The 4,936-nt window shown below is 74.4% G+C and carries 3 protein-coding genes and 1 pseudogene; 3 read left to right on the top strand and 1 reads right to left on the bottom strand.

What is annotated here, in order from left to right:
- Positions 1-53 precede the first annotated feature (53 nt).
- Positions 54-1,052, bottom strand: coding sequence for an NAD-dependent epimerase/dehydratase family protein (locus tag AB8Z75_RS31550; protein WP_369208021.1), 999 nt, complete (start codon positions 1,050-1,052; stop codon positions 54-56).
- A 794-nt stretch (positions 1,053-1,846) separates the two neighbouring features.
- Here AB8Z75_RS31550 and AB8Z75_RS31555 point away from each other — a divergent pair.
- The 3 genes and pseudogenes from AB8Z75_RS31555 to AB8Z75_RS31565 form a co-directional block, all read left to right on the top strand.
- The gene (locus AB8Z75_RS31555) at positions 1,847-3,139 is read left to right on the top strand and encodes an MFS transporter (RefSeq protein ID WP_369208023.1); all 1,293 of its coding nucleotides are present in this window, start codon (positions 1,847-1,849) and stop codon (positions 3,137-3,139) included.
- 328 nt (positions 3,140-3,467) lie between these two features.
- Positions 3,468-3,659 carry a DUF2795 domain-containing protein gene (locus AB8Z75_RS31560; RefSeq protein WP_114018184.1) on the top strand — a complete coding sequence of 64 codons (192 nt, stop codon included), beginning with the start codon at positions 3,468-3,470 and terminating at the stop codon, positions 3,657-3,659.
- Between the two features lie 231 nt (positions 3,660-3,890).
- Positions 3,891-4,694, top strand: a pseudogene (locus AB8Z75_RS31565) (glycosyltransferase family 2 protein); the annotation flags it as partial.
- Positions 4,695-4,936: the final 242 nt, after the last annotated feature.

Consider the following 4,936-nt stretch of genomic DNA (forward strand, 5'->3'; position numbering starts at 1 on the left):
GTCTTTCAGGGGCGGGGTTGGGGCCGCTCGCGCCTCCCCCCCCCGGGGCGGCATCATCCGGCGGCGTGCTGCCGGAACCAGTCGATGGTGCGCCGAAGGCCGTCCCTGGCCGTCACCGTCGGCTCCCACTGGAGCTTGCCGCGGGCCAGGGTGATGTCGGGACAGCGCACCGCCGGGTCGTCGCTCGGCCGCTCGATGAAGCGCAGCCCCGAGGCGGAGCCGGCCAGCTCGATGACGAGCCGGGCCAGTTCCTGCATGGTGATCTCGTCCGGGTTGCCGATGTTGACGGGCCCCGGCAGTTCCGATCCCGCCATCGCGAGGATGCCGCGCACGGTGTCGTCGACGTAGGCCAGCGACCGGGTCTGGCGCCCGTCTCCGGTCACCGTCAGCTCCTCGCCCGCCAGCGCCTGCCGCACGAACGTGGGGACGGCGCGTCCGTCGTAGCCGCGCATTCGGGGCCCGTAGGTGTTGAAGAGGCGGACGATGCCCACGTCCGAGCCGCGCGCACGGGCCTCGGCCGCCGTCAGGGCCTCCCCGAACCGCTTGGCCTCGTCGTACACGCTGCGTGGCCCCACCGGATTGACATGACCCCAGTAGCGTTCGCTCTGCGGATGTTCCTGCGGATCGCCGTACGCCTCCGAGGTGGAGGCGTGCAGGAAACGCGCACCGTGGCGGCGGGCCAGCGCCAGCGCGTTGCGGGTGCCCGAACTGCCCGTCTCCAGCGTGTGCAGGGGCATGCGCAGATAGTCGGCGGGCGAGGCGGGAGAGGCGAAGTTCAGCACCAGGTCGGGCGGTTGACCGGCGCCCGAGCCCGCCACCTCGGCGTCGAACGGATGGCAGATGTCGGCCTCGACGAGACGGAATCCGGGGCGGTCCGTCAAATGCGCCACATTCTCCCGCCTGCCGGTGCAGAAATCGTCGACACACGTCACCTCGCACCCGTTGTCGAGCAGTGCGGTGCACAAATGCGAGCCGACGAATCCAGCGCCACCCGTGACGACGGCGTGCCGGAATCTCCGGAAACCGGGTATGGAGTCGGTGGGCTTGTCCATGAGCACTCCTCCGGCTTTCGCTCAGATGTCCCGAAGGGCTTGCGCGAGACCGTCAGTGACCGCACGGGAAACCGCCGTGCCGAGCACGGATGTGCTCGCCCTCACAAGCCTGAGGCGACCCGCACCGCGTCGCAACCGAGAAGCTGTCGAGCGCTGCTCACCGTGGCGCTGCGCTGCGTGAACGAACGCTGTGCAGCGGGGTCGGGCGCGGACGGGGAGTAAGGGACCACTCCTCGCTCCCCGGCCTGTGAGCAAGGCAACGCGGCCCCTTTTCCCGCTGGTCATCCCGGGCGTTTGGAGGAAGGCGGCGCGCCGGTCCGCCGAACGGCGACCGAGTCGCGGCGAGCCGTCTGTGAATATGGCTGAGGGCCCGGGGCGAGGCAGCGAGAAAGCCGCCTTTTCCGCCTGCTTCCCGCCCGCCCCCGCTCCCTTTCCTCCCGTCCCCTGCCTTCCTGTGTGCATTCCTCATGCCTTTTCACTCGACTGCCGAGAGTCCGGTTGAGACTCCTGCCGAGACTCCTGCGGGGAGTCCGATCGAGAGTCCTGCCGTGAGTCCGACCGAGACTCCTGCCGAGAGTCCGACCCCCGAAGGCCGGCGCCGGCCGGGCGCACGGTTCCGTGACCGCCTGCCCACCCGGGCCCTCGGGCTCCGCAAGAACCGGGATACCGACCGATCCGGCGACTCCGGTGCCTCCGGCGACTCCGGTGCCTCCGGCGACTCCGGTGCCCCCGGCCGCTCCGGTGACTCCGACCGGTCCGCGCGCAACCCCTGGCGTTCGCTGCGGTACCCGAGCATGCGCTGGTGGTCCGCGGCCAACCTGGTCTCCAACGTCGGCACGTGGATGCAGCTGACGGTGCAGAACCTGCTCGTCTTGCAGCTCACCGGGTCCGCCGCCACCACAGGGCTGTCCCTGGCCGTGCAGGCCGCGCCCGGGCTGCTGCTCAGCCTCGTCGGTGGCAGCCTCGTCGACTCCTGGCCGCGCAAGCTGACCGCCTCGGTCAGTCAGGCCCTGCTGGGCCTGGTCGGCTTCGCCACCGCCGCCTTCGTCGCCACCGACATGCTCACCGTGCCGCTGCTGATGGTGCTCGCCGCCGTCACCGGATCCATCGCCACGGTCGACAACCCCGCCTGCTCCCTGCTGGGCAACGACCTGGTCAAGCGCAAGGACGTGCCCTCGGCCATCGCGCTCGGCTCCGTGGTGCACAGCGCAGGACGGCTGATCGGTACGGCCGCCGCGGGCGCCGCCGTCGCCTGGTTCGGCATGGCGTCCGCCTACCTCGTCAACGGCGTCTCCTTCCTGGCGGTGGCCGCCGTCATCCCGTTCCTGAAGCTGGTGCCCAAGGAGGAACGCGAACCCCAGACCGCGCACGAGCGGCCCGCCCCGGCCGCGGCGGCGGCCGGCAGGCGGCGCGCCGGGCTCGGCGGCGACACCCGCGAGGGCCTGGTCTACTTCGCGCGCAACCCCAGGCTGGTCGCACTGGCCGCCATCACCGGCATCTCCGCCATCTTCGGCCGCAACTACCAGCTGACGCTGGCCGTCCTGGTGACGGGGCCGCTGGCCGCCGGCGCCGGAGCCTTCAGCACCGTCTCGACGGTGCTGGCCGTCGGCGGCATGGCGGGCGCCGTGCTCGCCGGCTGCCTGCGCAAGCCCGCCGTGCGCCACGTGGCCACCCTCGCGGCGGCCGGTGCGCTGCTGCAGGTGGTGGCGGGCTTCTCCCCGTCGCTGGCCTTCCTGCTCCTGCTGGTGGCCCCCATGGCCGCGGTCGAGTCCGTCTCGGACACCGCCGGGACGACCGTGCTGCAGACCGAACCGCCCGCCCACATGCGCGGCCGGGTGCTCGGCGTGTGGCGCAGTGCCTCCACCGGCTGGGGCCTGGTCGGTCCCCCGCTGCTGGGCGCTGTGATGGAGTTCGCCGGCGCACGCGGCGGACTGATCGCGGGCGGAGTGGCCATCGTCGCCGTCACCGGTGCCGCGCAGCTCCTCCAGCAGCGGCCCGTCCGGCTGCCGCGCCCGCGGCGTGCCTCCTCGGGTACCACCGCGGCACCGGCCGCCACGGTGCCCGAGGCGGAGCCCGCCACGGCCTGAGGCGGCTCCTGCCGTGGCCTGAGGTGCAGCCTGCCGTGGCCGCGGCCCGAGGACCGGCCGTGGCCCGAGGACCGGCCGCGGCCCGAGGACCGGCTGCGGCCCGAGGACCGGCTGCGGCCCAAGGACCGGCTGCGGCCCGAGACCGGGAGCCAGGGGACGCTCCCAGGGGCCCGCGCCCTGCCCCACCGGCAGGGCGCGGGCCCCGTTCCTGTGTTGCGGGCCACCCGGGTGGCTCCCACCATGGAGTGAGCAGGAAAGGGCATAAGGGACATCCGACACCCCTCCGTACGGAGTACTCGTACCCGTACGGCACACCAGTGGAGGAACGATGAGCGACGTGAACCCCATCGAGGTTCAGCGGGCCCTCAAGGGCGCCTCCTACCCGACCGACCGGCAGACCCTCACGGACCTCGCCAAGAAGAACAAGGCGAGCGACAAGGTCGTCGACAAGATCTCCCACATGAGGACCGACCGCATCGAGGGACCCGACCAGGTCGAGAAGGAGATGTTCCGCGGCTGACGCGACGCCATGGCAGCCACCCCCCGCAGCACGCCCGGCCCTCCGGACGGCCCAGGCCCTTCGGATGGCCCAGGCCCCACGGAAGGGCCAGGTCCCGGGTCACGTCCCACGGAAGGGCCAGGTCTCGGGTCACGTCCCACGGAAGGGCCAGGCGGCGTCCCCGGGCGCGGACACGGACAGGGGCACGGGCGCGGGCGCGATGACGGTCCCGCTCAGCCCTGTCCGCGCGACCTGCGCGGACAGCTCGGTGTCGTCATCGCGACCAGGGACAGGCGCGAGACCCTCGCCCTGACCCTGGAGCGGCTGCGGGCCCTCCCCGAGACCCCCCGCGTCCTGGTGGTCGACAACGCCTCGGCGGACGGAACGGCGGACATGGTCACGCGTTCCTTCCCGGGGGTCGAGGTACTGCGGCTGACCGTCAACCGGGGCGCGCTGGCCCGCAACGAGGGCGTCCGCGCCCTGCACACCCCCTACGTGGCCTTCAGCGACGACGACTCCTGGTGGGAACCCGGAGCCTTGGCCACGGCCGTCGACCTGCTCGCCGCCCGACCCGCCACGGGGCTGCTGGCGGCAGGCATCACCGTCGGACCCGAAGGCACCCCCGACCCGCTCAACACCGTCCTGGCCGCGTCCCCGCTGGGCGAGGGATCGGCCCCGCGCAGCCGCAGGGTCCTCGGCTTCCTCGGCTGCGCCGCCGTCGTCCGCAGACAGGCCTACCTCGACGTGGGCGGCTACCACCCGCTGCTGTTCTTCGGCGCGGAGGAGACCCTTCTCGCCTACGACCTGGCGGCAGCGGGCTGGGAGGTCATCCACTGCCCCGACGTGGTCGCCCGGCACTCTCCCGCCGATGCGCCCCGACCCGGCCGCCAGGCCCTGGTCCGCCGCAACGAACTCCTGATCACCTGGCTGCGCCGGCCGCTCCCCGTGGCGTTCCGCCGCACGGCGGCACTGTGCGGCGAGGCCGTGCACGACACCCAGGCGCGCCGCGTCGCCCGCGCCCTGCTGCCCCGCCTCCCGGCCGCCCTGAGGCTGCGCGGGGGGGGGGGGGGGGGGGGGGGGGGGGGGGGGGGGGGGGGGGGGGGGGGGGGGGGGGGGGGGGGGGGGGGGGGGGGGGGGGGGGGGGGGGGGGGGGGGGGGGGGGGGGGGGGGGGGGGGGGGGGGGGGGGGGGGGGGGGGGGGGGGGGGGGGGGGGGGGGGGGGGGGGGGGGGGGGGGGGGGGGGGGGGGGGGGGGGGGGGGGGGGGGGGGGGGGGGGGAGCGCGCCGCGTCGCCCGCGCC

Origin of the sequence: Streptomyces sp. PU-14G, from assembly GCF_041028275.1 — a bacterium.
Lineage (GTDB): Bacteria > Actinomycetota > Actinomycetes > Streptomycetales > Streptomycetaceae > Streptomyces.